Here is a 24,769-nt window from a genome sequence, read left to right as displayed (position 1 = left end):
CGGAAGAGAATTATTTAAAGAATCCCTTTAAAGCTCCACCAAACTTATCTTCGAGTTTCTTCTGGAGCTTGTTCTTGATCTCTTGCTCGGCAATCTGGCCAAGTACTTTGCCAAGACGCTGCTCATCAATACCACAGAGTCCACTGTCGCCCAGCTTGCCTTTGCAGCGCATCGGCCAGGTGATGTTGGCGTACCTTTCGTTAATGCGGCAGGCGGTATCTTCCTTGTCGGCCATATCACCGGTAATCGTCAGGCCGAGATGGTAATCCAGGGTCTGGTTGACCAGATTCACTTCACCGTCACCTTTCAGGTTCAACAGATCGAGAGCGGCCGTCAGGTCGTTGTTATACGCAACACCATTCACGATACGCACAGTGCCGCCCAGCTGGGTAAAGGCCGTTTTATCTGGCCAGTCTGTGCGGGTTGATTCCGTTTTGCGCACCCGGGCAATCAAACCACAAACCTGCTGGTTAAAGTTCACCCCAAGCAATGCACCGTTGGATACATTGAAATCAACTGTACCGTTGAGGTTGCTGGTGAGCTGCTTCTCAGTCAGACCCTGGGTGAGAACCTTCAGGCTGGCATTCGCTTTACCGGTGACCTTCTGAAGATCTTCCAGCTGCTGAGCAAGAGCTTCGATGCTGATATTGCTGATATCGGCCTTGGCGGACACCTGCGGCCTGGCAGCCAGCTGGCCGCGAACATCAACACCGGCTGCGGCTTTGATCGTACCTTCATAGAAACCAGCGCTGAGGTTGGTAATACGGGCGTTACCACCGGCAGCCTGCACTTCCACCGTTGGTTTGTTAAACAGGAAGCCTTTAATAGAAAGTGATTCCAGCTGTGCCTTGCCATTCACATTCAGCGCCTGAATGGTTGGAACCGGAATAATCACGGCATTCGTTGATGCTGCAGGTGATGGGCTGGTGGATGGTGCGGGAGCAGACTGGCCTCCGGTTGTCGGAGCTGTCGTGCCGGTACCTGTTGATTGGGCTGATGCCTCTGCTGCAACCGGCAGATAAGGATCAACAACAATATTGTTGCCGGTAATGTTGAAGCGCATCGCCTGCGTTTTCAGATCGGTAATAGCGAACTGACCCTGCAGTTCGTTTTTATCTACGACCGCATACATATCGGTTAAGGAGACAGAGTTGCTGTTGGCCTTTATCTGAGTGCCAATACTTACCTTGCGCAGAACCTGATCGCCACCTGCCAGCTTTGGCAGAGCAATATTCAATTGCTGCATGGCTGTCGCCAGATCAATCGGCTGAAGTTTTACCTGACCGGTAAGTACCTTGTCCTTCACCACAATATCACCGGTAACTTCGATCGCCTGCGGGTTAGATACCCCCATTGGTGTCAGGGTATAGTCGAGGTTCTTGATGGTGTAGGTGGACTGTGAGGGTGCCGGTGTGATCAGACCGGATAACTGAATCTTTGCCTTGATCGCAGGATCCTTAACCGCCAGTTCCAGCGAAGTATTCATCTGGAATGGTTGGCCAAAGGTAATGGCACCTGTCGTCAGTCCCATATTCTGAATCGTCAGGGATTGTTTGGCAGGAATATCCTGATATTTGATTTCAATATTCTTGACGTTAACACCAGCAATGTTCAGGTCTTCAAGGGTGAATGATGATCCTGAAGACGCTTCTGCTGTGCCTTGTTGTGAAGTTTGTTGTGACGATGTTGAGGTTGCCGGCAGGGAAGCAGGTTCTGAAGCTGGCTTTTTAGCAGGCTCCCAGTTGGGGATGCCCTGTTTGTTAACCACCAGATTCAGACTGACACCATCAAGCTCCAGAGTGGAAATCTCGAGTTTCTTTTGCAGGAGAGGCATCACCTTAACTTTAACGGCAGCATGCTTGAGTGAGCCCAGAGGTTGCTTCTGGGAATCATCTATCACCACATCGTTAATGCTCAGACCAACCCAGGGGAATACCGACCAGCCAATCTCGCCATTAATGGCGAGCTGCATACCGGTTGCATCATAAACAGCTGTGGAAATCTGATCGCGATAATTATTAGGGTTGATCAGCATTGGCAGGGTGATTGCCGCAATAACGAGCAGCACAACAAGAACAGCTACTATGCCTAGCAGCCACTTAAGCGCCTTCATGAAAAGTCCCTCTTCCCGGAAACTGAAATTGTTTTCCCATGATAGAAACTTGAAAGGCGTAAAGCGAACTTATCCGTACTTGGTTTTTATGCAGATTTTTTAATAGCTCCTAGACTTCATGCGCTATTGCTGAAGTTCTTTGGGGTTGCATCATGCCAAGAGATACCAAACCAGAAGAAGCTATGCCAATAACAACAACCTGCAAGAGGGCTGCTAGTGGCCTGAAATCTTGGGGGGCGTGTGCCGGTACGGCACTTTTATTATCCGGAATGGGAGTATCGACGGCACAGGCCGAGTATCTCTGGGGTTTTGGTGATGTCAGTGTGAACTGGCTTGATTGGTCCGATGGTACTGAAAAAAGAACCCATCACGGTAAGTCAGACTTTCTCTATCTGGAACTGGAAGGTGGTGCTCTGTTTGATTGGGGGGAAATGTACGGGTTCTTTGATCTTGAGAATCCTCAGAACACCTCCAACGAAAATAACGGTAACCATGACCGCCGCACAGCTCTTAAAGGGAATCTCCGGTACTTTTTTGGGGATACCGGGTTTAACCTCTATCTACACAGCTATAACTTCTCCACTCCGGGGTTTAATGAGCAGGATCAGGTTATCGGTTTAGGCTACAACCTGAATGGCGGCTCTTTCTGGTGGAAGCCTTTCATTGGCTATCACGGTGTGACTTCCAGCGGATATAGCGGTTCAAATGGTTATATGATGGGCTGGGTGTTGGGTTACTCTTTCAAGCTGGGTGGGCAGGACTTCCTGATTTCCAACTGGCATGAAACCGAGTTCAACCGGAATAATAAATACAAAGGTAATCTGCAAACCGGTATCTCCAATGGTGAAGGTGGATTTAAAAACCTTCAGCAAGCCGGACGCAGCTTGAAAGATGGAGAAAATGGCGCCGTCGCTCTCTGGTGGACGCCAATCAAAGAAGTTACAGCGGGCATCCAGTACCGCTATGCGTATTACAAACTGGGTAAAGCAACCTATCAGGATGCTGCAATCTTCTCACTGCGGTATAACTTCTGATCTCTTGCGAACAAATCAGGCCCTGAAGATCTTTGGCTCAGGGCTTGGTTATTTCAGCTTTTGAGATGGTTGTGACTGCTCTTTGCTTCAGGTAAGGCAGCCTTAGTCAGAATGGGTGTATGCGCAGGTTTGGCTTCAACCGCTTTACGGGGCTGAATAATATCTGTGTTATGGCGCAGGCTGGCCATAGGACGAGGCTTTGGATTGAGCTGGTGGGCCAGATTGGAATAGCGCGGAGCCATCAGAGCATTTTTAACATCCTGATAACCTTTGAAGCGCCCTTGAATCAGGAAGTAACGCAGCTTCTGGTTACGGGAGACCATAACGATTTCACTGTCTGAAAGTTGCGGATAGCGTTCTTTCAAATCCCTGAGAATGCCGGGGCTCTCCGCTTCCATCCATTGAATCGTATATTGACCTTGCGGGAGAGACTTCTGGGCTGGCTGGCTCTGTAGCGCTACCGCAGGAGAGTCTTTTACCAGATCCAGCTTGGCAAGACCTTTGACCGGGCGAGTCCAGGGCTTAAGGCGTTTGGCCATGGTGCGATATTCATCAGAACGCAGGTGGTTTAAGGCTGAAGTCATATCCGGATAAAGTCCGGTCAGCACCAGATGCCAGGTTTTGCCCTCATTTCGGAAGCGAACAATCGTTGCTTCCTTCAACATCGGATAACGATCCAGCAAACGCATAATCACAGCCGGCTGGGTTGTGGCAGCCCATTGAATCGAAACACTCTTCTCTGAAGCTCCCAGCATATCTTGCAAAGAGGCTTTATAAACAGGTGCCGCTTTGGACACGGTGTTTGGCATAGCTTGTGGCTGTTGCTGTTGGATGCCGACATGTTGGAAACCATTTAATCGTGGTGTTGAGCGAGGCTCGCTGGATTGCCGATCAATTGGTACCGGTGGTGGCTCGATAGACGCTGCCGGTTCTCTGGTTTTCTCCCGGAATCTATCAACAGAGCTAGGGCCGGAGGGTTGATAACCCGTGGGCTTACCGAAAGGGGATTTCTCAGTCTGCCGAGTCTGATCAAGATAGCCTGCCGAGGTTGGCTCTTGCGCTGCCAGTTTATAGATATCCTGCGGAGAGACTGGAGGTGGGCGGCGGTACTCTCTCAGAGACTGTCGTTGTTGCAGTGATTGTGGCGAATGGTTCTGACGCTTCTTGATATACCCATTGTTGGCTCCCGGCCAGGAAGCATTGCCGGAGAATGTTGGGAGTGAGGGCGCAAGGCGATTATCAGCTTTATATTGTGGCTCAGGCCATGGCTGCTCGGTGTTGGCGGCGACCAGAACCTTTTCTGGAATCGGGTTTTCCACCTGAGGTGCGGGTCTGGCAATAACATTGCCAGTCAGTGACCAGCTTTGGTTTAAAGCAAGCCCTTGTGCTGTCTCGGATTGCGGCGCAGGAGGCAACTCAGACCTTCTGGTGTTGGGTAAAGGTATCTGATCTGGCGTTACGAAAGCGGGAACAGAGCCGCTATCTGAATAGCGGGTGTCCGGCATGCGGGTTCCCGGTGGGGCTTTCTGCCATTGTTCCGGTGTCGCGGTTCCCTGCCAGGGCATCGCGCGCTGGGAGGTAAAGTCAGGTTGTGGATAGGCTCTGGCCAGTCGCTCCTGCGGGCTGACTTCAAGATCTGGCAGCCATTGCTGTTCATCTTTTCGCAGGTGCAGGGCAAGAGGGTTGTTGCTAGCCAGAGCTGGTGGATTGCTTTCTGAATAGAACGATGCGGGATCAACCGGTTGTCTTTGTGCCTGCCCAAGAGCCATCTGAAAGGATGGCATTTTTCTCTGGGCTGACTTTACGCTGCGGGGTGGTGCTACGTTATCAGGAGCACTGGACTGCTCCATCAGTTGTGAACTCGCTGACTGATGGGCAAGCAAACGTGAGCGGAAATCTCGCTTGGGTGATGTTGGCTGTTTTGATGCGACCTGAGTTTGAGCTGGTGATGTCTCAGAGCTGGCCAGCTCTTCCGGCGTAAGCGTATTATCCTCGCTTTGCTCAGTGTTGGATTCATCAAGTGTAATGCTGCTAACCAGCTCAAGCTCGGGGCTGTCAGCATTATCCTGAACAGTATCAGCTATTGCAGATTGTATGGTTTCTTCGTTTTCCTCAATCTCAGCCCGCTGCTCTGGTGCTGATGTGGAAGCAATTTCAGACCAGGACGACTTCTGCTCTGCATCGTTAAGCCATTTGTCAGCATAAAGGCTGCGCTTACGGTCGAAGATCGCATCATCCTTATCTCCGGAGAGATCAGGGATAACCTCTTCTCTTTCAACAGAGCGTCTGGTCTCTGCTGCAATATCCTGACGGGTGGTCCAGGATGAGCGGCCTCGGGCCTTTTTCAGCCAATCTGAAAGAAGCACGGAGCGGCTGACTTCTTCTTCAGTAACTTCACGGCTGGTCAGTGATGGCTGAACTTTGGTTTCCCTGCGGGGAACGATGGCCTGATCTTCAGGCCAGGAGGCTCTGCGGCTGAGTCGGGTTATCCAATCGTTATCCGCCATAGAGCGTGAGGGAGCATTACGGACTTCTTCCGCTGTTGTCTCTGGTGCGGCCGGTTGGGTGTCGATGCTTTGGTCGGATTGCTGGGCAACGTTGATCGAAGAGCTGTCCTCAGTTGAGGTTGCAGCTCCGAGATCCTGAGCATCTTCAGGCATCAGACTGACCAGCTCTTCGTTTTCCTCGATGAGAGGTTCTTCCAGCTCAACTGGTGGCGTCTTGCTCTGCTGTATGGCTTTTTGTACCAGATTGGCGAAGCTGCCTCTCAGGGTTGGGCGCTGGCTGGCAATGTTCTCAAGATCTTCAGCGTAGGGCTTGCCGTTTTCAGGGCTGCAACGCCAGTCCTGATGCATATTGGCGGAGCATTCCCAACTGGCTGTGTAGGTTGAGGGGACGGGGGACTCTGAACGGGATGCAGGTGCAAACGTACCACTGCCCAGCGCAGTAGCTATGGCCAATGCCATAAGAGAAGGCAGAGAACCTTTGCGTCCGTTCATTGAAAGCTTCCATGGTTACACTTTCAAACTAGGTTATCGGCCGCGTTTTTACCATTTGGAATAAAGGTTTCTGCCTTTATTGGGAATGTTACTTCATTCTCAATTTCTGGAGGTAAGAAGGAAGATCGCCTTCGGTCTCACGAGTCATCACAAGAGTCCGGCCATGTTCATGGGCGATGCGTTGCAGCTCATTGATCATTCTCAGACCAACGCCACGATCACGGGTGACCTTGCGCACGTTCAGCCATTCCAGTTCCCAGAGCAGGTCTCTCTCCGAGATAACCGCTGCAGTCAGGAAGCGATCATTGAAGCGGCCGGCAAACAGATGCAGGTTATTCGTTGCCAGAGTGTTACTCACCCACTCTTCTGCAGGCAGGCCCGAAGTCAGCCACTCGGGAGCATCATTATAAATCTTGACCAGATCATTCTGATCAGCGCTGTCTGGACTGGTTACGGACTCAACAAAAACCGGCATCACTCTGCTCTGCGTAGTTTGAATAAGCAAATAGCTAAATAGGGCCAATAGGCGCCTTACTGGAGCCGAATAATAAGCAGGTGCCGGGGAATAACAAGCGCATGGGTATGATATGTGCAAAAATAGCCGTCATACTCATATAATCCATTGCAGAACAATACAGAAGACGCAGCGTCTGGCGATCACAGCAGACACGCAGCTCTATAAATAGCTAATAACAGGTAGACCGGAAATCATCATGGCAGACCGTAAAGCCTACGTAGAACGCGACACCCTGGAAACCCAGGTGAAGGTTGAAATCAATCTTGACGGTACTGGCTCAGCCGCCTTTGATACCGGCGTTCCTTTTCTGGATCATATGATGGATCAGATTGCCCGCCACGGCCTGATCGATCTGAATATCCAGTGCAAGGGTGATCTGCATATTGATGATCATCACACGGTGGAAGATATCGGCATTACCCTTGGGCAGGCTTTTGATAAAGCAGTTGGTGATAAAAAGGGCATTCGCCGCTACGGCCACGCCTATGTGCCACTGGACGAAGCACTTTCCCGCGTTGTTATCGATTTCTCCGGTCGTCCCGGACTGATTTTTCATGTTGATTACACCCGCGCTTCTGTCGGTGGTTTTGATGTGGATCTGTTTCAGGAATTCTTCCAGGGCTTTGTGAATCACGCTAAAGTAACCTTGCATGTGGACAACCTGCGGGGCACAAATACCCATCACCAGATCGAAACAGTCTTTAAAGCCTTTGGTCGTGCATTGCGAATGGCGCTTGAGGTTGATGACCGTATGGCTGGACAGATGCCGTCTACCAAAGGAACTCTCTAACCTGCCCACTTTGTAGGAAGTAAGTGCATGCACACTGTTGCAGTTATTGATTATGGGATGGGGAACCTTCACTCAGCGGCAAAGGCCCTGGAGCACGTTGCACCGGATGGTATGAAGGTGCTGGTGACGTCTGATGCGGATGTAATCCGCAAGGCTGACAGAGTCGTTCTTCCTGGTGTTGGCGCTATCCGCGATTGTATGGCCGAGATTCGTCGTCTGGGTGTTGATGATCTTGTGCGTGAGGTTGTCAAAACCAAGCCGCTGCTGGGAATCTGTGTCGGCATGCAGGTTCTGCTTGATCACAGTGAAGAGAATGGCGGTGTTGATTGTATCGGCCTTCTTCCCGGAAACGTCCGCTACTTTGGTCGCGAGCTCTATGAGAATGACCAACACCTCAAGGTACCTCATATGGGCTGGAGCCAGGTTACGCAGTCTGATCATCCGCTATGGAACGGTATTAAAGACGAGAGTCGTTTTTACTTTGTGCATAGCTACTACGCGCAATGTGAAGAGCGTGAGCTTGTCGCTGGGACCTGCCAGTACGGCGTTCAGCTCGATGCGGCACTGACCAAAGACAATCTGTTTGCTGTGCAGTTCCATCCAGAAAAAAGTGCCAAGGCTGGTCTGCAGCTTTTGAGCAATTTTCTGCGCTGGAATCCTTGATAGGGGCGATTAAAGGAGCGAGTTTATGGGCCTTGCAAAGAGAATTATCCCCTGTTTGGATGTGGATAATGGCCGGGTGGTTAAAGGCGTTCAGTTTGTTGATATCCGTGATGCCGGTGATCCGGTAGAGGTTGCCCGCCGCTATGACGAACAGGGCGCGGATGAGATTACCTTTCTTGATATCACCGCCAGCAGTGATAACCGTGAAACGACTGTGCACACCGTAGAAGCCATTGCCAGTGAGGTTTTTATTCCTCTGACTGTTGGCGGCGGTATTCGTACGGTTGAAGATATTCGCACCATGCTGAATGCCGGGGCCGACAAGGTCAGCATTAATACGGCAGCTGTCTTTAATCCTGAGTTTGTACGGGAAGCGGCCGAGAGGTTTGGCTCACAGTGTATTGTTGTCGCCATTGATGCCAAGAAAGTCAGCAAACCCGACGGAGATGATCGTTGGGAGATCTTTACCCATGGTGGTCGTAAGCCAACAGGCTTGGATGCGGTTGAATGGGCGCAGAAGATGGAAGAGCTTGGAGCCGGAGAGATTCTGCTAACCAGTATGGATCAGGATGGAGTGAAGAATGGTTACGACCTTGGCGTGACCCGAGCCATCTCTGAAGCCGTGATTATTCCAGTGATTGCATCAGGCGGTGCCGGCAATCTGGATCATCTGGTGGATGGCATAGTAGAAGGAAAGGCTGATGCGGTTCTGGCAGCATCTATCTTCCACTTTGGCCAGCACTCAATACCTGAGGCCAAACAGTATATGGCTGACCGTGGTGTGGAAATGCGGTTGTAACAGGCTGCGCTAAGAAAGGAGAGAAGATACTAGTCGACAACCAGCTTTCTCATCTTACCGTCTTCATAGTAAGCGGGATCTGACCAGTGTGTGGAAATATGAGCTTTGCGCTTTTCCAGACACTGGTGCAGCCGACTCAGAAACTGCTGCTTCTCCTGATCTGAAAGCCCTGCGTCGTCTTGTGCCTCCAGCCACGCACTCTCAGCTTCCTTGAATTCAATATCCAGCTCTTCGAGGGCTCTGTATCTGTTCATGGCTGTTCTGGCCTTGTAGGGTAAACGACAAGCGTTAGAGGATAGACCAGGTTGGCGTGACAGTTGAGAAATTTGGAATGGGTATAGATGCTCAGTTAGGAAAAACGTAAGTTGTTCCTGTTAGTTTGAAATCCCCTGATAAACCCACTCCAAATAGGAATGTGTAGTCGTTAGGCTCTGCTCTTGGTATCTTTTTTAATTGTGCAGAAAGATTTACGTCGACAGCTTCTCCTCGAGAGCCTGGCCCATCATTAATTGCGTTTCCACACTCGGTACGTCCAGAGCATGCGATTTCATTCCCAAATTCGTCAAGTATCCACAGATATCCATCAGCATTGTTACCAAAGATACGAGGATCATCAGTTTCAAGAGTAACATTAATGTTGGCATCACTTTTTTTATCGAAAGCAACGATAAGAGAGACCTGTTCGTTGTAAATCTGGTTTGGTGAAAAGTCACATGATCCGGTATCAAATGGCCCAACATAACAGCCAAGGGTTCCGTCAGATCCATAATTGCCAGACCAGGTCTTACCATCAGAGCTTATTGAACCATTTGTGCTTCCATTTCCCATGTTTTGGGGATTATAGAGAGTTCCTTTGTTTACTCTGACCCAAAAATTATCATTTTTTGTATGATCGTTTGGGGATGGTGGAGTGTCATCACAGGGGGATCCCAGTAGTGCTCCGTCACAGTTATGTGCACTTGGGACAATAATTAACTCGGCAAGATAACCATAAGCCTCTTCTCCCGGAACCTGGGTAAGGGGAGCGTTAGGGATAACGACCGGCGTACTGCTTGCATAAAAGCCAGTCGACTCAACATTTCCAATAGAAAAGGTAAAATTGCTTCCAATGGCAATTGCATCGATCTTTGGTGTTAATTTTACCACATCAATGGTCATACCTTCATAGGAAAAATCCAGTTCGCCAGCATCGTCTCCTGTTGCGATATAGCCTGTACTTTTATTACCTCCGGGTTTGAAGGCAACTGATCCAATTTCAGCGTGAACCGATTGATCAATTGTGATGCCTGCGCGTCCACTTATCCCTTGAAGAATTTCTTCTGAAACCTCTTCCAGTGCAACGGAGTATGAGGGGAAATTGAGTGCAATTATGAGAAAGACGCGATAAAAGTATTTCATGATAATGTCACCTAGTATGGCAAGTCATGGAAAGTGACTCTCATACTCTGAATTTCCATCCCCTGAATATCCATGACATTCTCATTAGGGTTTTGAGGGATAAAAGCATATTGAGGTATGCCGTCGAGGTATCCTGTGATTTGCTGATTTTTGAAATTCAGCTGTTGGATCGAGATGTCGGTTAATGTCGTTCTATATTCTTCGGCTGAATATAGCTCGTCATCTTCAGGGTTTGTATAGAGTAGTGTTGCCAGCTCAGGCGTTAAGGGCGCAACTTCTAATTGTAAGGTGCTAACCATTTTCATCTGTAGTTCTGAAGTGCCTTCAGGCAAGTAGTAAGACGGCTCTTCTACAATACGGAGATGAAGCGGCTGGAAGATACTACCATTACGAAGATTTGTCAGTTTCAGTCCTTTAATGGATGCCTTGGAATCTGAATCAGCACTAATATTTAAACTATCGACTTCCAGGCTGAGGTTGGTGGCAAGGCTGATCCCTTCCTCTTCCGTTGCCCACAATTCAATATGTGATCCGTTTAAGTGAGTGCCTTCAAGTTCCATTTGTGCGAAAAGTCGCTCATTAGGTGTAGAACTGCGCATACCATTTTCATCTACAAGGATCGGACGAAAATACGAGTCGTAACGTATATCCAACGCATCTGCATTTTCAGGCATATCGAGAATGGCAACATCTCGGCGCTGACCATCAGGCATTACCTTCTCAACAATGCGGAATGTTAATGGGTTTTCCAAGCTGCCAATGCTCGCACCTTCGCTGTATTTCGTTGTTGTACCGCTTTTATTTATCTGTAGGTTCTTGAGTGTAATTTCATTGAATTCATTTGTGTTGATAACTATTTTTCCCGCCTTGTCGGGATCATCACTGGTTGTATCAAGTGATAAGTTATCAGTATAAAAAGAGATGCCTGCACCGTTGATGTTGGATAGATCATCATCAGTGAAAGGCTCAAGTTCGGCTATCGCAGTAGTCGTGACAGCCAGCGAACTCAGAAGAAACAGGCTTTTAATGGTATTCATGTTTTTCTCCTGACTAGTTATCGTAATAATTCTCGAATGCACCAAGCTCTCTTAATATTTGAGTAAGAGGGTGATTCTCAAAATAGTTGTCAGGGTTTTTATAGTTGTAGGTTGCAGCTGTTAAGCCATCGTCCATATTGATCCAGAAGCCTGGGCCTGCTGTCGGTGAGAGTATGCCTCTTGGATTTTCAGGGTAATCAATAGGTCGGTTATTTACGGAAAAAAACATGTCGGCGGCATCGCTAAGCAGCAAGCTACCAACGGGGCGGAGTTGTGCTTCGTGGGATAAATCTTTCAGATCTAAACCTAGAATCACGCCAATACTTTCTTGAATGTAACCTGGTGTCCGTACGCCGGAAAAATTGATTTCTTGAGTACCAAGAGAGATGTTTAACAGGCCCTTTGCCAGCACGTCAACGCCTGGTCGTATATTGCCGGTAATCACATCAATCATATTACCCATAACACCAGAGGCGCTGCCATAACCAAATCTTAATCCTTCAAGGTTACCGTTTGCGTCCATGGCAAAGTCAATATAAGGATTAACAAGAGTAGCGGGAATGAGGTTTCCATCTTTGTCTTTGTATCCCATGCTCAAATAGCGCAAAGCGACATCCCAGTTGGGTACTTTTTCAAACCCACCCGGTAAATCTGAAAATGATATATCACCATTGCCGTTTACTAGATTCGGCCATTTGAATGTTCCATCAACACCACCACAAGTCTCTGTTGTGCAGGCCCATGGGTCATTGTTTCCATACTGTGCAGTGCATACACCAGGTGAACCTGGTTCGCAGGTTCCTGCAGCGGGATCAGGTCGGTAGTAATTACCAAGCTTTAGGGATTCGATATTCATATTGATATCGATTTTTGCACCAACGCTCAAGCGGGTGAAATTGAGAGCGTCACCTGATGATTGAGCAACATTGTCAAACTGTTCAAGCTTTATAATGGCTTGGCCGGTTGTCTCAGATAATTCGTCATCTGAAAGTGATGTAAGCGCCACTGCCGGCAAAGAATACGTGAATACAGCAAACAAACACGCAGGGCCAATCAAGCGAAGGGGATTCATTGGGTAAACCTGCAAATATTATTTTTATTCGGTGTACTATCGTCCCACTGGCACTATCGTGCAGTCAATGGCTGTGAAAGGCTTTTTTGTAACAGGTGATTGTTTTTGTGAAGGAGAGCCAGAGAGGAAGCTCTCTGGCTGGTGTCTTTATTCTTGAGAAAGGATTTGCTGTGCCTGTCGGTCCAGCAACAGTTGGAACTGCTCAGGCAATGCACCCACTTCGGAGATGTCTTCTCCAAAAGTGGTTTCGTGAAGAGGTGTTTGAATTTTCTTCAGGCTTTCTTCTGTGTAGTAGCCATCCAGAAGCAGACGACCCTGGCCGAGGTTTGCAAGCATCAAGGATTGGCTGGCTGCCGAGTCTGCTAGAGAAGGGTGATTCTCGCCAGGGTTCTGAGGCTCAATAGTTGAAATGCCGAGTTCCACTTCTAATGCCGGTGTCTCATCACTGTGCTGGCGTTTCAACAATCGCTGTATCAACCGCGCGCAGCAGATGGCTTTGAAGATGGCCGCATTTATTCCCAAATCTTTCGAGAAGAGTATGTAAGCATTACCTTCTGCCGAATAGGTGATCGTGCCATTGTGAAGCTTGGCGGCCTGGGCAATATAAGGAAGCTGTTCTTCCAGAAGGTTGAGCAGGGCGATCTGGTTCATGCTGCGATGCAGGCGTGACAAATTGCTGAGTCTTACCGCCAGAATGATGCCATCTTCCGGTTCCTGCTTTTCTTCAAGTTTCTGAACAGGCTCAGGCTGAATATCTGGGGTGTTGCGATCCTGAATAATGAGATATTCCAGCTGCCGGCTCAGCTGCTCAAACTCATCGTGGGTGGTCTCATCAAAAGCAATGCGTCCATGGGTTAGCCCCTGAAGCTGGCGTACAGAACGATTGAGCAGGAGTTGTCGGGATTTGGCATAGTTCCAGGCCACAATTGTTCCGGTGGCCCCAAGCAGGAACGCCATACCGATAAACAGCCAGAGAGTCTGTTTGCCTGTTTTTTCAAAATGCCCTAGGTCGAGTTCCAGTCTTAACTGACCAGCGATTACGTTTTGGTAATCAATCGGAGCGCTATAAAGGATGTAGCTTTTGTCCGGATCGTAGGTCTTGGATTCGGTGCTGGCGATTCTTTTGTTATCAACGCTGAAGATTGTGGCGCGGGCCACGGTATCCGAGCGGGTCAGCTGGTTAAGCAGAACCGTCAGGCTCAGACGGTCACCGGAAACCAGAAAATCACGGGCTGTGTTCGCTGTTTGTTTGGCAAGCGTCTCACCCAGGTATTGAGCCTGTTGATGGGTGATTTCTGTTATCTGACGTGTCAGTAAGGAGCCGGCCAGTAAAAGACTGACAAGCAGAGTACTTCCCAGCAGCAGTGGGACCTGGGTGCTGATGCTGATAGAAGGAAATTTGGGTAAACGCATTAATTTCAGGCGTTTGAGCATACGTGTTCCACTAAGCCTAATCTGGGCCGAATCATTGAGCGCTATCCGTGGCGCTCATAAAGCAGGTCGAGAAACCATCACATTTGAATGAAGCCTATTGTGCCTGATTTTGTACAGGAACATAGCTTTGATTCTTCAGCCTTATTGAAGCCTTCTTTTTCTGGTGCGTATGGGGGATTGTGTCGGTGATGCCGTAGCTTCGGCTTTACCGCCATCTCTGCATTTGCGCTTACTGGCTGAAGGTGTTGGCTCTTCCAGTTTTGACATGCCGTATTCATAAAGCATTTCAAACTGGCATTGGCGCATGATGAAGCCCGGGCCGCGCTCCTGTTTACCTTGCTCGGTGAGTCTGATCAGGCTTTGCTCAAGCTCTGCTCTGGTATTAATTTTCCCTGCGTCAAACAGCAGGTCGAGGGCGATTGCCGCTGCCAGAACACCTGAGCGACCAACGCCGGCATTGCAGTGGATGACGACGCTTTTGTCTCTTCTGGATTTTTTCTCGAGCTCTTTGGTTTGTGAAACGAGTTCAGCAAAGTCGTGATAATCCTTCATATCAGTCCAGTCATGAACAAATAGGACGGGTATGTTTTTGACCAGCCTGCCAGTGTCTTTCTCTTTGATTTCCAAGGATGTTGTTTCTATTCCTTTCTCCTCCAGAATATCCGGGTTGGAGAAGGTGTAAGACTTTCCTCTGATAATGACTTCGTGCTCATACAGCTCACGGAAGTAATCACTGTCATTTTCAAGAATAACCAAAGCGTCAGCTCTGCAATGCAGCAGTTCAAGAAAGAGATCTTTTGTTAGTGGGCGTGGGCGTTCTGCCAGAGTGATCTTTAAGTCTCTTGGCAGATCACAGTTCTTCATGGGCAACGCATGTGCAGGGTAGAGGACTGGGAGGCGGAAGCTTCCCAAATTGATGCACCCTTGTTGCAGATGGAATGTACAGCGCAGGGAGTGATAAGCAACATCTGTATGTGTGAGCAGGGGCTGTTCGGTCAGAGGGATACGTGTCATGGGATCAAATATCTGGTCTCGCCAGATTCGGTCTGCACGTTCCTTATTCGGGGAAACACCCAGAGATGACAGGTTTCGTTCAGTCAGGGATGTATCTGACGTTTGTTTGGGGGCTAGCTCTGCTGTGAAGGGCTGAGCGGATGGCGCCGCATTGGGTTGTTGTTTGTAGCCAATCAGATAAGAAAAGAAGTTGGTAATCTGTTGCACGATAGTCCCCTCGAAGTTTTTACTTCTTATAAGACTCAATCTCACCGAATACACTGACAAAGGGGTTAGCGTTCGTGGCATCAACCGATAGAATGAGCGCCATAATGAAGTGAGGATGGGGTGAGGGAAGCGCTGTGGGACGAATTGTTTTAATTAATGTGACCGGTGAAGACAAGCCGGGCCTGACTTCTGCTATCACCGGCATAATGGCGCACTACGGCGTGGAGATTCTGGATGTCGGCCAGGCGGTGATCCATGATTCACTAACGTGGGGAATTCTGATTCGGGTTTTAGGCGATGATGAAATCGCGCCACTGCTCAAAGATCTGCTCTTTCATCTCCATGAACTGGGTCTGCAGGTCAACTATCGAACTATCTCACCTGAAGAGTATCAAGACTGGGTTAACCAGCAGGGTAAAGGCCGGTATAAGGTCACACTGCTCACCCGCTTAATGACCGCAGAAAAAATGTCCCGGGTTGCGGCTCTGACGGCAAGCCATGGCCTGAATATCGAAAATATTACCCGTCTCTCGGGCCGTGTACCTTTTGATGAAAAGGAAACGTCCAGTGCCCGTGCCTGTATTGAGTTCTCGGTGCGGGGAACCCCTTCTGATACCACCAAACTCAAAGAAGACTTCCTGAACCTGTCCGCTGAGCTTGATGTGGATGTGGCTCTGCAGGAAGACTCTATCTATCGTCGTAGCCGCCGTCTTGTTGTTTTCGATATGGATTCAACCCTGATCGAAGCAGAAGTGATTGATGAGCTTGCGGTAGAAGTCGGTGTAGGTGAGCAGGTTGCTGCCATCACTGAAGAGGCCATGCAGGGCAATATCGATTTCCAGGAAAGCTTCCGGCGTCGGCTGGCTCTTTTGAAAGGGCTGGATGAATCGGCACTGGAACGAGTGGCGGCTCGCCTGGTGTTAACTGAAGGTGCCGAACGCCTGCTGAAAAGTTTGAAAGGCCTGGGCTATAAAACGGCCATTGTCTCCGGTGGCTTTACCTGGTTTGCCAATGTGCTTAAAGAGAAGCTGGGCATTGATTATATCTATGCCAACGAGCTGCAGATTGTTGATGGCAAGGTCACTGGTGAGGTTCAGGGTGATATTGTTGATGCCGCCAAGAAGGCCGAGCTGCTGAAAGATATCGCTGCGCAGGAATCTATCCGGCTGGAACAGGTAATTGCTGTTGGTGACGGTGCCAATGATTTGAAGATGCTGGCTGAAGCTGGCTTAGGTATCGCATTCCGGGCCAAGCCGTTGGTGCGGAAAACAGCAAGACAATCAATTTCCACTTTAGGGCTGGATGCGATTCTCTATCTGCTTGGCTGGCACGACCGTGATCTGGATGAATTGAACGCTTAATAAGTTGTGGAATCAAATTCTCCATATAAGAAGGCCTGCGTTGAGCAGGCCTTCTTATGATAATCGACAGGTATGAAGAGCAGAGTTACTGGAACTCGTAACTCATCGAGGATGTTGGCGGCTGTAGGAAGTTGCCCTGAACATAGTTCACATCAAAGCCCCACAAGGTTGAAAGAATCTTGTTGCTTTCAACTTTGGGCACCATCACCTGTTTGCCCTTTTGCTGCAATGTGCGAATAGTGTCCTGAAGTTGTGAGAGAACCTGCTGGTCTGAGTCCATCCCGGCAACCAGAGCGTCATCCAGCTTCACGGCATCAACTGGCAGTGCACTGAGTAGTGCCATTGGATCGGCTGCGCCGCCAAAATGGGTCAGGCATAACTGGCATTCAAGCTTCTTAAAGGCTTCGCAGACAGGCAGAACATCTTCCCCAGCCAGAGCAACATCTTCTTCACAAAGCTGGAATACCAAAGCATCGCCAGGAATCTTGGCGGCGCGCACGGCGACATTGATCCAGGCAGGCAAAGTCTGATCCTGCATAGATTCAAGACCCAAGGTAATAAACAGGCGTGAGTTATTACCTTTTGCCCGGTGCTCAGACAGGGTTTTGATCGCATGCAGAATAACCCAGCGATCAATTCTGGTGGTGAGGTTGGCTCGTCTGGCGGCAGGCAGAAAGTCCGCCGCGGCAACGGTTTCACCGTCACTGTCGGTCAGGCGGGAGAAGACTTCATACTGCTGTTCCTGCTCATCTTCCGTATTAATGATCGGCTGATAAGTGAGTCGGAACTGATCGTTTTCAAGAGCATGTTGTATAAGGGCTACAGTGTCGCCTTCTTTTGCCAGCTCCTGCAGCTCCTGCTGCTGATCGTGGAACTGGTGGCGGTTGCCGCCATTGTTCTGGGCTGAGAGGCAGGCTTTCTCAGCGCGTCCCAGAATGTATTGGCTGCTGTCGGCTGTTTCTGTAATCGGCATAATGCCAACAGAGGCCGTTGTTTCGACTGAGGCGTTGTTAATACGAACATTGAAGTCTTTAACGTCCGCAACCAGTCTAGAGGCCTGATCTTCCAGAGTCGTATGAATATCTGTGCCAACGAGGGCCAGGAACCGGCCGCCACTGTAACGAGCCAGGCAGCCCTGATCGTCAAAGTGGCCGGATATAAGTTCAGCTGCTTTAGCCAGGAACTGGTCGCTGATTTCGACACCCAATTCGTTTTTCAGGTCATCAAACCGATCCAGGCGGATATCAAGCATGGAGAAGCGACCCTGATGGCTATGCACCTGTTCGATGGCCTTATCCAGTTTCTCGGTAAAGTAGGCGCGGTTGAATAGGCCGGTAATCTGGTCGGTATTTTTCAGAGCCTCAAGCTTTTTCTCCAGCTCGGGATCCGCTGCAGCCTTACGAATAATAATTTGAGTGCACTGTTCGTCATCCCACTTGGCCGAGCTTAGGGACATGGTGGCCTGAAACTCATCGCCATCTTCCCGTTGCCCTTTAAAGTCCAGAGGTGGTGTGTCCTCATTTCCTAACTGGAACTGGCGGAAGAACTGTTTGAAGCGACCCTGATCATCACGGTGGATAATATCGATCAGAGAGATACCCGCCAGATCCTCAGGCTCCATGAAACCAAACATCTCAAGGTAAGTTGGGTTGGCATGGATATGCATGCCTTCATGGATGTAGGCGATGGCATCTACAGAGCTATTCAGGAGTAACTGGCAGCGACGTTCGGCATCTTTGAGGGCGAGCTCGTTGGCTCGGCGCTGACGACGCTGGACCAGGTTGTACCACTCTCTCAGGCAAACCAGAATAAAACGTTCCCCCTGATCAACCGGTATGGCATCTGTGCCGCCTGCGGCCAGCCATTGAACGACAGTTTCACTGTTATCGTTTTCAGTCAGAATCAGAGTAGGGATGTCTCGGTCGAGACGGATGATATGGGCGAGAGATTCGTCGGCAGACAGGGCTTCGGCATTCTGGAAAATGATGAACATATCCCAAAGGTGTGCCGCAAGTGATTCATCCAGATCTTCTGCGGAAGTCACCCGATGTACACGGGTTGGAAACCCTTCATTCCGGAACAGGCTGACCAATGGCTCGACAGACTGACTTGAGTCTTCCAGAACCAACAGGCGAAGAGGCCCCTGACTTTGAAGATATTCTTTGTAGCGGGATGGCCTGTACTGACCGGATTGTGATGCCATATCTGGAATTGCTTTTAGTTACTGTATGCCCTCAACTGGCCATGTTACCTGAATAAGCCAGTAATAGAAGGGCATACAGCGTTATAGAGCGTTCCAGTTACAGTAAAATGGTCACAGATTACTCCAGAGAACCTGGAATTCGTCCTCTGCCTGGGTCTGATTGACGATCTGATCTTCCGAGTCCGGTGTCGTCTTCGGGACATACAGATTAAAGAGATATTTGCTGAAGCTTCCGGTCGAGATGGTGCACTCTGCCAGCACTGCCGTGACAAACTCTTTGCCATTAAAGAAGCGTACTTTGCTGCCTACGTGGAAAGGTACACGTGGCGTAATCAGATAGGCGGGCTCGTCCAGCTCTTTAAACTCAGGAAGATAGAAGCAGCGCAGGAAGTCACTGGCACTTCTTTTCTTATGGATGATGGATATCGCTGTCGGGTGGGCGTTAGGCGACAAAAGCTGAATGCCAAAGACAACCTGTTCGGCACCTTCCAGGCGCACCCAGCGAATAATTGCCATCATCCACTGATAACCAGAAGGTGAACGGATCGCAATAATCTCACCGGCCTGGATATGAGGAGGGATATCTCCCCGCAGGCGTGCACAGTAACCACCCGGGCTGGTATCAATCAGCGATGCTTCAAACAGTGGATAGGTAGCTTGAGTCGTTTTTTCCTGGCCATCGAAAAGTACGATGTCTCCCACCATGGCTGTCATTTGATTGCCTGAAGGCACAGCACCGGTGACATGGTCCCAGATATCCTTATCCGATGGTGAGTCAAAGGCAGCTTTGGTGTTAAGTGCCAGTTGATCAGGATGAGGGAATGACTGGTGGAATGGTGTCTCACCGGAAAGGTAAAAGTGCGTTGCACTCAAACCGGCCGCAAAGGTGATAGAGCCAGATGTTTGTGAACGTACATGGCTTCGCTCAGTCTTTGGACGCCAGCAGGAAAGCAGATGGTGTAGCAGGATTGGAGATAACTCCTGCTGCGCGCTTTTGGTTATGTCATCGACCATAGAAGTCAGTTCGCGGGTATCGAGGCCGCGATAGTGCGTCGGATCTTCAATGGTGACAGTTGTGCTGTATGAAGGAGCAGTGTCGGCCTCAACGTTGATAGCAAAGACACTGTGCTCGGAAACAGATGGTTCAAGCGTTGCCGCTCCGGACCAGTCGGACAGCGTATCAAACAGTTGGCCAAGTTCCTGTTGGCGAAGCATATTCGGGCGGGCACGGCTGAGCAGAAGAGCTTTTTTGTAGGAGCAGGCAATGGTCTTTTGAGAGTTGCCTTTGCACTCTCTGTCATCGACTGCTGCTTTGTGCAGATTGTAGGTTTCAGCCAGACGATAAAGTGTGTGCAGTTCTTTCCAGATGTTCTTTGGCGGGCTGCAGTAAAGCTGATAACAACGAAGCAGAGTCTGGCTGCTTTCTGTTACAGCGCGATGAATCGCAATCACCAGATTCTTTTTGCCCTGACTGTCCAGCTCGCCTTTAAGCTGCTGAGAGATAACTATCTTATAGCCAATCAGAAGATGACTTTGCAGAGCCTGAGACAGGCTGGCTATCTTTCTTTGCTTTTCGGTTAGCGTGAGTGCTTTTTTCAGAAAATGAACAGAAAGTTCTCTACAGGCGTAATAGATGCTTGGCCGGAGCTGTTCAAGAATAGACAGGCGTGTGGTGACCGGAAGATCAACACCGTTCAGATCTTGAAGGGCAAAATAAAGCCTGCGCGCGGTCTCCCCAAGGTTGGTTTTGGGAAGGTTAGCAATCCACTCCTGAATGGAGGCTTTGTCTGGATTAGAAAAAGTTAACTGCTCCCGAGTGCACTCTGGAATAGCAAACTTCATGGAATTTTGAGAAGAGTGCATCAACCCATTTTTCCTTTCATATAGGCGTTTATACACGTTCTTATATCGGCTCGTACTATATATTACAGAATTGCATGGATTGGAAAACAAATATTGCGCTGTGCATATCTCTGCACCCAAACGCAGAGATGCATGCTTTCATGCAAGCGTGCATCCCGGTTTTGGTGAATAACGTTTATATAGAGTGGTAAGTCGGTGAAATAATGGTCTTGCTTGGCATGCCAGCAGTTTCTCTCGCCAGTTTGGGTACGAGATACCCGGAGCAGAACTGACTCATATCTCCAACCAGCTTTCTTGCCTGCTCCTCACTTACTTCAAAATGCGCAGCGCCCTGCACCTTGTCTAATAAATGCAGGTAATAAGGCATAACGTGATTATGGAAGAGAACCTCACTGAGCTCAGCCAGCGTTTCAGCATTATCATTAATACCCTTTAACAGCGTGCTCTGGTTCAAGAGCTGTACACCGGCACGGTACAGGCGAGACAATGCTGCGGATACGGTATGGTCGATCTCGTTGGGATGATTGCTATGGATGACAACAACCGACTTCAGACGCGTGCTGGTCAAGCTGTTAACCAGATCATCAGTGACCCGCTGAGGGATAATGACCGGCAGGCGAGTGTGAATTCGCAAACGCTGCAGATGTGGAATATTTGCCAGCTCTTCGATCAGCCATTTCAGGCGTCTGTCATTCTGTACAAGAGGGTCCCCACCGCTGAGAATCACTTCTTTCAGGCTGGCATCCTGTCGGATGTACTCAAGGGCCGATTGCCACTCTTCCTTATTAAGCTTGTTGTCGTCATAGGGAAAGTGGCGACGAAAACAGAATCGGCAGTTTACGGCGCACAGGCTGCCGGGCATCAGCAGTAAGCGGCCCTGGTATTTATGGATGATGCCCCGCTGGCTGTTCTTTGGTTGTTCGCCTAATGGGTCATGGCTAAATCCGGGAGCTTCGACCATTTCATCGCTGATTGGCAGAACCTGCTTCAAAAGCGGGTCGTCAGGATTGCCGTGCTCCATCCGTGCTATATATGTATGCGGTACCCGTATGCGAAAGCTTTGGCTGGCTGTTACAGCTCCGGGAAGCAGATCAGGATTCAGCCCAAGGGTGTTCAGCAGTTCTTCAGGTTCGGTAACCGCATGGCTGAGAATGCTTTGCCATTCTTGTGGCGAGCGGGAGGATGAGGCTTGAGGTGATCCTGAAGAAATCTCACGAATCTTGATGTTATTGGTATGCACAGTCTGGGCTGAACAGGTTATCATACGGGGCTTTAAAACATTCCTGGACTATTAGAATGGCAAGTTACGCGACTAACGAGTTTCGCTCCGGCCTCAAGGTTATGCTGGAAGGCGACCCTTGCGCCATCCTGGAAAACGAATTTGTTAAGCCTGGTAAAGGTCAGGCTTTCAACCGTGTGCGTCTGCGCAATCTGATCACCAACCGTGTTTGGGAACGTACCTTCAAGTCTGGCGAAACCCTGCCAGGTGCGGACGTTATGGACTATGACATGGAATATCTCTACACCGATGGAGAGTTCTTCCACTTCATGATGACCGACGGTTCCTTTGAGCAGCACGGCGCTTCCAAAGCCGCAGTTGGTGAAACCATCAACTGGCTCAAAGAGCAGGAAGTATACACTGTTACCCTGTACAACGGTTCCCCTCTGTCTGTAACTGCCCCTAACTTCGTTATGCTGGAAGTTGTACAGACTGACCCGGGCCTGAAAGGTGATACTGCAACTGGCGGTTCCAAGCCTGCGACCCTGAGCACTGGCGCTGTTGTTAAGGTGCCTCTGTTCATCACTGAAGGTGAAATCCTGAAGATCGATACCCGTACCGGCGAGTACGTGGGTCGTCAGCAGAAGTAAGACTTCTGAGTCTTAGCGATTATGCTGAATAGTCAAAGCCCGGTTCGCCGGGCTTTGTGCGTTATGGGATTTGGTTATTGTTTTGGAAGTTATTACTGGAGTCATCAATGAGTGAGCATCTTTGGCAGCCATCCGCAGAGTTGGATAGTTTGCGACAGCGGGGCGAGCTTCTCCGGAATATAAGAAACTACTTTCATCAGGAAGATGTGATGGAAGTGGAAACGCCGATGCTCTCCCATCATGCAACCGTCGACCCTCATATAGATAGTTTCCAAACCGTCTTTACTCCTCTTGGTACCAAGGCACAGGAAAAGCTTTATCTCCATACCTCGCCAGAATTTCCGATGAAGCGTCTGCTGTCTGCAGGGAGTGGTGATATCTATTTCCTGGGTCGCGTGTTTCGTAATGGTGAGGCGGGTGGTCGCCATAACCCGGAATTCACCATGCTGGAGTGGTATCGCCTGGGCATCGACCATCATGCGCTAATGGATGATGTCACCGGCTTGCTTGCAGCAGTGACCAACTTTGAAGAACAGGCGCGTTTTAGTTATCGGGAGCTGTTTGAGGAAGAGTTCGGAATAGACCCGCATACTGCGACTGATGAAACCTTGATGAAGCTAACCCACGAATATGTGGACAGTGGGCTTTCTGGTCTGGCGCGTAATGACTATCTGGATCTGTTGTTCAGTACCAGTATTGAGCCGAACCTGGGTGACTATGTTGATGGTCAGATTCAGGGGGTATTTGTGTATGACTATCCCGCTTCTATGTCTGCTCTATCTCGTATTATTGTGAATGAACAGGGCCAGAAAGTGGCCGCGCGTTTTGAGCTTTTTGCCAATGGTTATGAGCTTGCGAATGGCTACCATGAGCTAGCAGATGGTCATGAGCAGAGAGCTCGATTTGAAAAAGATCTGCAGGAACGTGAATTATTAGGGAAGCCTGTATATCCCTACGACCAAAATATGGTGTCTGCTCTGGAGCAGGGTTTCCCCGATTGTGCGGGCGTAGCAATGGGGATTGATCGGCTCCACATGCTGATCGCACAAAAACGTGCGATAAAAGACGTTATCCCGTTTGAGTTTTTCCGGGCATAGTTATCGGGATGAGTAAATAAGAAGGAAGAAGAAATGAATCTGATAACAATCCTTGTGGCCCTTTTTATCGGACTGTTTGTACTGGTAAAGCTAGCTGAGCGATTTAGTAAGCCTGTGTCCAATGAACAGTATGGAAAGTATTCCAAGTGGATCATTATCCTCCTGTGTATCTTTCTGGCTTTCCGGGTATTTGAAGAGTTCTTTTAGCAGACTCTCAACATTGTTTGGAGTGCATAGGAAAAGCTAACTGGCAAGGACTGGCTCAAGACCTCTTTGAAAGCGTGAACGGCTGAATTCAGGCAATCTTCTACAATATAGTGGTTATATAAAATGTGGTTCTCAGGGAGGAGGCGGATGGATAACCGACTATTCAATATCGTCTACACCAGTACAGCTAAAGAGCTTTTCAGTGATGAGGAGCTGGAAGACCTGTTAAAAGTCGCAAGAGCAAACAATAGTCGCAAGGATGTGAGCGGTATGCTGCTGTACAGCGATGGTGTGTTTATGCAGGTGCTCGAAGGAGAGAAGGATAATGTTCAGCAAGTCTACGATATTATCTCTGCCGACCCGCGCCATTATGGTGTGATCGTTCTCAGCCAGTCATATATTGATAAACGAAGCTTTTCCGAGTGGAAAATGGGGTTTAAGGCTCCTTCGCGAGATGAGTTGGCAAGCATGAGTGGTTACACAGGTTTTCTGAATAAAGACTTTGATGCATCAGAGCTGGGTAATGAGCCATCAATAGCAATGAAGCTCATGTTGTCATTCCGCAATAATATGGTGTGATCTCTATCATCACTGTTCACATTGCTGCCCAAAAGCGGGCAGCAATCATGCATTAATTAAAAATAAGTAGAAAAACTTACCGGTCTGGGGTTGTCAAAGACGACTTTGGCCCTATAATTCGCGGCCTCTCTGCTGAGCAGGGAACGGAGCTTGAGATAAGCAGCGACCGGTGGTCGTCAGTGTTTTAAATGTTTTGAATTAAACGTCTGAAATACTGGTTGACAAGAAGCCACATCGCTGTAGAATGCGCTCCTCGTTGGCACCGGCAAGTTGTTTAGTTGGCTCGGTGTTATCCTCTTCACAAGATGCGATGAAGAGTGATCTTTAACAAAGAATTCAGACAATTCGTGTGGGCGCTTGTCTGGCAGGATGAAGCTTTCTTCTCAACTCCTCGTGAGTATGAAGAAATGCAAAAAATACTTTGTTCTGTTAAACAAGTGACTCATCAATTTATTGAGAGTAATTTGCGTAATAGAGCCGCTTCTCTACCGTCTTCGGACTGTGGGGATGCAA

General features: G+C 49.1%; 22 protein-coding genes. 10 read left to right on the top strand and 12 right to left on the bottom strand.

From position 1 onward, the window contains the following. Positions 1-10: 10 nt before the first annotated feature. On the bottom strand, positions 11-2,113 hold the full coding sequence (locus EHSB41UT_RS19805; RefSeq protein ID WP_087112610.1) for an AsmA family protein: 2,103 nt from the start codon (positions 2,111-2,113) through the stop codon (positions 11-13). A gap of 269 nt (positions 2,114-2,382) precedes the next feature. Here EHSB41UT_RS19805 and EHSB41UT_RS19800 point away from each other — a divergent pair, with 269 nt between their 5' ends. Next, positions 2,383-3,147 carry an outer membrane protein OmpK gene (locus EHSB41UT_RS19800; protein WP_087112609.1) on the top strand — a complete coding sequence of 255 codons (765 nt, stop codon included), beginning with the start codon at positions 2,383-2,385 and terminating at the stop codon, positions 3,145-3,147. 53 nt (positions 3,148-3,200) lie between these two features. Here EHSB41UT_RS19800 and EHSB41UT_RS19795 read toward each other — a convergent pair whose 3' ends face one another. Further along, positions 3,201-6,146, bottom strand: a complete 2,946-nt coding sequence (locus tag EHSB41UT_RS19795) for a hypothetical protein (RefSeq protein ID WP_087112608.1) — start codon at positions 6,144-6,146, stop codon at positions 3,201-3,203. A gap of 88 nt (positions 6,147-6,234) precedes the next feature. Continuing rightward, positions 6,235-6,621: an acetyl-CoA sensor PanZ family protein gene (locus EHSB41UT_RS19790; RefSeq protein WP_087112607.1), complete on the bottom strand. Its 387-nt coding sequence runs from the start codon at positions 6,619-6,621 to the stop codon at positions 6,235-6,237. A gap of 238 nt (positions 6,622-6,859) precedes the next feature. Here EHSB41UT_RS19790 and hisB point away from each other — a divergent pair, with 238 nt between their 5' ends. Genes hisB through hisF form a run of 3 tightly spaced genes read left to right on the top strand, consistent with a single transcriptional unit; the run spans position 6,860 to position 8,915 of the window. After that, on the top strand, positions 6,860-7,453 hold the full coding sequence (gene hisB, locus EHSB41UT_RS19785) for an imidazoleglycerol-phosphate dehydratase HisB (RefSeq protein ID WP_087112606.1): 594 nt from the start codon (positions 6,860-6,862) through the stop codon (positions 7,451-7,453). 27 nt (positions 7,454-7,480) lie between these two features. After that, positions 7,481-8,116 carry an imidazole glycerol phosphate synthase subunit HisH gene (gene hisH, locus EHSB41UT_RS19780; protein WP_087112605.1) on the top strand — a complete coding sequence of 212 codons (636 nt, stop codon included), beginning with the start codon at positions 7,481-7,483 and terminating at the stop codon, positions 8,114-8,116. Between the two features lie 25 nt (positions 8,117-8,141). Further along, positions 8,142-8,915: an imidazole glycerol phosphate synthase subunit HisF gene (gene hisF / locus EHSB41UT_RS19775; protein ID WP_087112604.1), complete on the top strand. Its 774-nt coding sequence runs from the start codon at positions 8,142-8,144 to the stop codon at positions 8,913-8,915. 29 nt (positions 8,916-8,944) lie between these two features. On the opposite strand, the gene EHSB41UT_RS19770 is transcribed toward hisF, so the two are convergent. The 6 genes from EHSB41UT_RS19770 to EHSB41UT_RS19745 form a co-directional block, all read right to left on the bottom strand. Next, positions 8,945-9,169, bottom strand: coding sequence for a hypothetical protein (locus EHSB41UT_RS19770; RefSeq protein WP_087112603.1), 225 nt, complete (start codon positions 9,167-9,169; stop codon positions 8,945-8,947). Between the two features lie 91 nt (positions 9,170-9,260). After that, entirely contained in the window at positions 9,261-10,313 is a 1,053-nt protein-coding gene (locus EHSB41UT_RS19765) for a DUF6160 family protein (protein WP_087112602.1), read from the bottom strand. 11 nt (positions 10,314-10,324) lie between these two features. After that, complete coding sequence (locus tag EHSB41UT_RS19760; RefSeq protein WP_087112601.1) at positions 10,325-11,350, bottom strand: hypothetical protein; 1,026 nt, start codon at positions 11,348-11,350, stop codon at positions 10,325-10,327. Between the two features lie 13 nt (positions 11,351-11,363). Next, positions 11,364-12,422, bottom strand: a complete 1,059-nt coding sequence (locus tag EHSB41UT_RS19755) for a hypothetical protein (RefSeq protein ID WP_087112600.1) — start codon at positions 12,420-12,422, stop codon at positions 11,364-11,366. A gap of 147 nt (positions 12,423-12,569) precedes the next feature. Further along, complete coding sequence (locus tag EHSB41UT_RS19750; RefSeq protein WP_087112599.1) at positions 12,570-13,856, bottom strand: AhpA/YtjB family protein; 1,287 nt, start codon at positions 13,854-13,856, stop codon at positions 12,570-12,572. 141 nt (positions 13,857-13,997) lie between these two features. Continuing rightward, positions 13,998-15,077, bottom strand: coding sequence for a protein-tyrosine phosphatase family protein (locus EHSB41UT_RS19745; protein ID WP_165767351.1), 1,080 nt, complete (start codon positions 15,075-15,077; stop codon positions 13,998-14,000). A 134-nt stretch (positions 15,078-15,211) separates the two neighbouring features. Between EHSB41UT_RS19745 and serB the strand changes: the two genes are divergently transcribed. After that, positions 15,212-16,438: a phosphoserine phosphatase SerB gene (gene serB, locus EHSB41UT_RS19740; RefSeq protein WP_087112597.1), complete on the top strand. Its 1,227-nt coding sequence runs from the start codon at positions 15,212-15,214 to the stop codon at positions 16,436-16,438. An 85-nt stretch (positions 16,439-16,523) separates the two neighbouring features. On the opposite strand, the gene EHSB41UT_RS19735 is transcribed toward serB, so the two are convergent. The 3 genes from EHSB41UT_RS19735 to epmB all read right to left on the bottom strand — a co-directional run bounded on the left by EHSB41UT_RS19735 (position 16,524) and on the right by epmB (position 21,768). Further along, on the bottom strand, positions 16,524-18,641 hold the full coding sequence (locus EHSB41UT_RS19735) for a GGDEF/EAL domain-containing response regulator (RefSeq protein ID WP_087112596.1): 2,118 nt from the start codon (positions 18,639-18,641) through the stop codon (positions 16,524-16,526). A gap of 111 nt (positions 18,642-18,752) precedes the next feature. Beyond that, positions 18,753-20,504 (bottom strand): hypothetical protein, encoded by a 1,752-nt coding sequence (locus EHSB41UT_RS19730; RefSeq protein ID WP_133060588.1) that lies wholly within the window; start codon positions 20,502-20,504, stop codon positions 18,753-18,755. Positions 20,505-20,679: 175 nt separating this feature from the next. Next, positions 20,680-21,768: an EF-P beta-lysylation protein EpmB gene (epmB, locus tag EHSB41UT_RS19725; protein WP_087112594.1), complete on the bottom strand. Its 1,089-nt coding sequence runs from the start codon at positions 21,766-21,768 to the stop codon at positions 20,680-20,682. Positions 21,769-21,800: 32 nt separating this feature from the next. Between epmB and efp the strand changes: the two genes are divergently transcribed. From efp to EHSB41UT_RS24735, 5 genes are all read left to right on the top strand, one after another. Further along, positions 21,801-22,373, top strand: a complete 573-nt coding sequence (gene efp / locus EHSB41UT_RS19720; protein ID WP_087112593.1) for an elongation factor P — start codon at positions 21,801-21,803, stop codon at positions 22,371-22,373. Between the two features lie 107 nt (positions 22,374-22,480). Then, positions 22,481-23,470 (top strand): EF-P lysine aminoacylase EpmA, encoded by a 990-nt coding sequence (epmA, locus tag EHSB41UT_RS19715; protein ID WP_087112592.1) that lies wholly within the window; start codon positions 22,481-22,483, stop codon positions 23,468-23,470. A gap of 33 nt (positions 23,471-23,503) precedes the next feature. Next, positions 23,504-23,677: a hypothetical protein gene (locus tag EHSB41UT_RS24665; protein ID WP_165767350.1), complete on the top strand. Its 174-nt coding sequence runs from the start codon at positions 23,504-23,506 to the stop codon at positions 23,675-23,677. A gap of 147 nt (positions 23,678-23,824) precedes the next feature. Beyond that, positions 23,825-24,256, top strand: coding sequence for a BLUF domain-containing protein (locus EHSB41UT_RS19710; RefSeq protein ID WP_165767349.1), 432 nt, complete (start codon positions 23,825-23,827; stop codon positions 24,254-24,256). A gap of 317 nt (positions 24,257-24,573) precedes the next feature. Then, positions 24,574-24,769, top strand: a 196-nt coding sequence (locus EHSB41UT_RS24735) for a hypothetical protein (protein ID WP_207626715.1), incomplete at its 3' end; no start/stop codon positions are given.

This window comes from Parendozoicomonas haliclonae, assembly GCF_900174585.1.
Taxonomy (GTDB): domain Bacteria; phylum Pseudomonadota; class Gammaproteobacteria; order Pseudomonadales; family Endozoicomonadaceae; genus Sansalvadorimonas; species Sansalvadorimonas haliclonae.
This window is presented reverse-complemented; position numbering and strand designations above follow the sequence as displayed.

Excerpts from the sequence above, each read along its gene's own strand:
- epmB (WP_087112594.1), bottom strand. The coding sequence starts at position 21,768 with ATGATAACCTGTTCAGCCCAGACTGTGCATACCAATAACATCAAGATT.
- EHSB41UT_RS19755 (WP_087112600.1), bottom strand. The coding sequence starts at position 12,422 with ATGAATCCCCTTCGCTTGATTGGCCCTGCGTGTTTGTTTGCTGTATTC.
- hisB (WP_087112606.1), top strand. The coding sequence starts at position 6,860 with ATGGCAGACCGTAAAGCCTACGTAGAACGCGACACCCTGGAAACCCAG.
- EHSB41UT_RS19760 (WP_087112601.1), bottom strand. The coding sequence starts at position 11,350 with ATGAATACCATTAAAAGCCTGTTTCTTCTGAGTTCGCTGGCTGTCACG.
- EHSB41UT_RS19805 (WP_087112610.1), bottom strand. The coding sequence starts at position 2,113 with ATGAAGGCGCTTAAGTGGCTGCTAGGCATAGTAGCTGTTCTTGTTGTG.
- EHSB41UT_RS19730 (WP_133060588.1), bottom strand. The coding sequence starts at position 20,504 with ATGCACTCTTCTCAAAATTCCATGAAGTTTGCTATTCCAGAGTGCACT.
- EHSB41UT_RS19735 (WP_087112596.1), bottom strand. The coding sequence starts at position 18,641 with ATGGCATCACAATCCGGTCAGTACAGGCCATCCCGCTACAAAGAATAT.
- hisF (WP_087112604.1), top strand. The coding sequence starts at position 8,142 with ATGGGCCTTGCAAAGAGAATTATCCCCTGTTTGGATGTGGATAATGGC.
- EHSB41UT_RS19800 (WP_087112609.1), top strand. The coding sequence starts at position 2,383 with ATGGGAGTATCGACGGCACAGGCCGAGTATCTCTGGGGTTTTGGTGAT.
- efp (WP_087112593.1), top strand. The coding sequence starts at position 21,801 with ATGGCAAGTTACGCGACTAACGAGTTTCGCTCCGGCCTCAAGGTTATG.
- EHSB41UT_RS19750 (WP_087112599.1), bottom strand. The coding sequence starts at position 13,856 with ATGCTCAAACGCCTGAAATTAATGCGTTTACCCAAATTTCCTTCTATC.
- hisH (WP_087112605.1), top strand. The coding sequence starts at position 7,481 with ATGCACACTGTTGCAGTTATTGATTATGGGATGGGGAACCTTCACTCA.
- EHSB41UT_RS19770 (WP_087112603.1), bottom strand. The coding sequence starts at position 9,169 with ATGAACAGATACAGAGCCCTCGAAGAGCTGGATATTGAATTCAAGGAA.
- EHSB41UT_RS19790 (WP_087112607.1), bottom strand. The coding sequence starts at position 6,621 with ATGCCGGTTTTTGTTGAGTCCGTAACCAGTCCAGACAGCGCTGATCAG.
- EHSB41UT_RS24665 (WP_165767350.1), top strand. The coding sequence starts at position 23,504 with ATGAATCTGATAACAATCCTTGTGGCCCTTTTTATCGGACTGTTTGTA.
- epmA (WP_087112592.1), top strand. The coding sequence starts at position 22,481 with ATGAGTGAGCATCTTTGGCAGCCATCCGCAGAGTTGGATAGTTTGCGA.
- EHSB41UT_RS19795 (WP_087112608.1), bottom strand. The coding sequence starts at position 6,146 with ATGAACGGACGCAAAGGTTCTCTGCCTTCTCTTATGGCATTGGCCATA.
- EHSB41UT_RS19765 (WP_087112602.1), bottom strand. The coding sequence starts at position 10,313 with ATGAAATACTTTTATCGCGTCTTTCTCATAATTGCACTCAATTTCCCC.
- EHSB41UT_RS19710 (WP_165767349.1), top strand. The coding sequence starts at position 23,825 with ATGGATAACCGACTATTCAATATCGTCTACACCAGTACAGCTAAAGAG.